The following is a 2232-nucleotide window of genomic DNA, read 5'->3' as shown; positions in this document are numbered from 1 at the left end:
TGCATTTCTCTGTTGATGTTTACGATTTGCTCTTTTAGTCGAATTACATTCCCGTCGATTTCTTTCATACTCAAAACAGCTTTTTCCATGGACTTACCAACGTTTTGAGCGGAAGCAGCGAGTTCTTCAACAGCAGCGGAAGATTCTTCTGCAGCGGAAGCTTGTGTTTGAGCGACGTCAGAAAAGTTTCTAGAAGAATCGGCCATTTTTTCTGAAGTATCTCTGAGAGTGTTTGCGGAACCCCCGATTTCTCTTAGAACTTTGAGGAGATCTTCTCTCATTTTATTCATGGAAGTGAGAAGAGTTCCGATTTCATCTTTTTTATCGTGAGAACTTTGGGCGATTAAGTTTCCGTCAGCGATTTCTTCCGAAAAACCAATGGCTTTGAGAAGACCGGCAGTAATCAATTTTTGGAATATAAAATTCAAACAAACCAGAACGGAAACTAAAATCAAAATTGCGGTTAAGGCCCTTGTCAAAACGGTTTTTAACATTTCATCTTTATAAATCGAATCCGGAACGCTTACTTGCATGACCCAATAACGTTTGTCTTTACCTACATGAAACGGAAAGTAGTAGTGAGTGTATTCATCCGAGTTGAATGTGAAATTTTTTCCTTCTTGGCTTTGTTTTAAAAATAGATCCAATTCTTTAGGATCTGTAATTTTTTTCCCGATCAAAGAAGGATCTTTTCCATTTACTGTGTAAAGTCCACTCGGAGAAATGAGAGCCATATATCCTTGATTGCGAAACGGCTTTACTTCTCCAAATTTCTTTTGTAATTCTTCTGCTTTTAAATCAATTCCACAAGCTCCTCTAAAGAAGCCGTCTTTACTAATTGGAGCGACGATGGAGATCATCATCGTATCTATACTTTCGGACTTATAACGATATGGTTCCGAAACGTAATAGATATTTTTCTTTTTAGGCATTTGATAGAAGTCTCCGGTTCCGTCCTGATTTTCGTATCCGATGCTGGATCTAATCAGCGCCTTCCCTTTTTCTCCCGATTGAAATACGTAGGGAATAAATCTTCCAGTGGAGTCGTGTGCAAACGCGTTTTGATATTGAGAGTCTTTACCGTCGTATAGGTTTGGTTCAAAGACAAGCCAAAGGGCAAAAAAGTTAGGATTTCTTTCAATGACTTCTTTGATAGAAGTGATGATCGTATCTCTAGGTGGTGAAGTGAATATTAAAGGAGATCTAAAACCTCTCGCATAGAACATAGCCGAGTCTAAAGTGTCCTTTACTTCTAAGGACCAACGTTCGGATGTGATAGCGGAATTACTTTCTACTTCCGATTTTAAATTATCATAAGAGATGACTGAATTGACTACAGCAAGGAAACTAAACCCAAGAAATAAAACTATGGATAAATAAAGCGAAATTCGAAACCGAATGCTCATGTTATTTTTTTCAACCTTTTTGAATCTGAAACCGAGGAGAAGTTATTTTATCTAAAAATAAGAATTCATCAATTAAATATTCATCTTTAAAGAGACGCTCTAAAGAAGAATTATAAATAGCAATATCATTTATAAGAATCTGATTTGAATTATTTTAATAGAAAACAAAGTTTAAATATTAGTAGTCGTTGAAAAATGAATCTCCATCTGCTTTTGTTTTATGAAATCTGTCGACTGAAGTAGTTTTGTTAAACTGGATTATTGAATTTTTCAACAACTCTATTTTATTTTTCTCAAATATATTTGAAGGAACTTCTATCAAATCTAAAAAGAAATAGAGTTCAATATTTACGATTAACAAAATTTTTTATCGACTCATTTGAGCGAAAAAACGGAAGAAATTCATTTTTTCAACAACTCTAATGATCTTAAAATCAAATTTCTGAATGAAATTACTATTTTGTGACTATCATCTGATTCAAAATTCTCTTAAAAAATGAGTAGTCAGATTGTATGTAGTGTTATCAAGTTCAATGAGTCTTAAATTTGCCAATCAATTGACCTAGATTTCGTGCTTGTCCGTGTATGTTTCCGGAGAATGAAGTAAGATCATCCGCGCCCGAAGCAATTTCTTGAGTACCGTCAGAAATGCTCATGATCGTTTTTGTAATTTCATCCGTAGCACGCTTTTGTTCTAAAACCGCTTCTTCAATTTGTAAACTAAAGGTCATCAGTTCGTTAGCACTTTGTGCAATTTCTTTAGTATTCTCTTCCTGAGTTTTAACAGAAGTAAGAACGTTCTTAGCATAACGATCAAATTCTTCAA

The 2232-nt window shown here is 34.8% G+C and carries 2 protein-coding genes; both read right to left on the bottom strand.

The annotated features are described in order from the left end of the window. Positions 1-1406, bottom strand: a 1406-nt coding sequence (locus LEP1GSC059_RS16835) for a methyl-accepting chemotaxis protein (RefSeq protein WP_017215435.1), incomplete at its 3' end; no start/stop codon positions are given. A 530-nt stretch (positions 1407-1936) separates the two neighbouring features. Further along, a partial coding sequence (locus tag LEP1GSC059_RS16825) for a methyl-accepting chemotaxis protein (RefSeq protein ID WP_000330845.1) occupies positions 1937-2232 on the bottom strand: 296 nt, incomplete at its 5' end.

This window comes from Leptospira noguchii serovar Panama str. CZ214 (genome assembly GCF_000306255.2).
In the GTDB taxonomy this organism is placed as follows: domain Bacteria; phylum Spirochaetota; class Leptospiria; order Leptospirales; family Leptospiraceae; genus Leptospira; species Leptospira noguchii.
The sequence above is the reverse complement of the archived record's forward strand: the minus strand, read 5'-3'. Positions and strand labels throughout refer to the sequence as shown.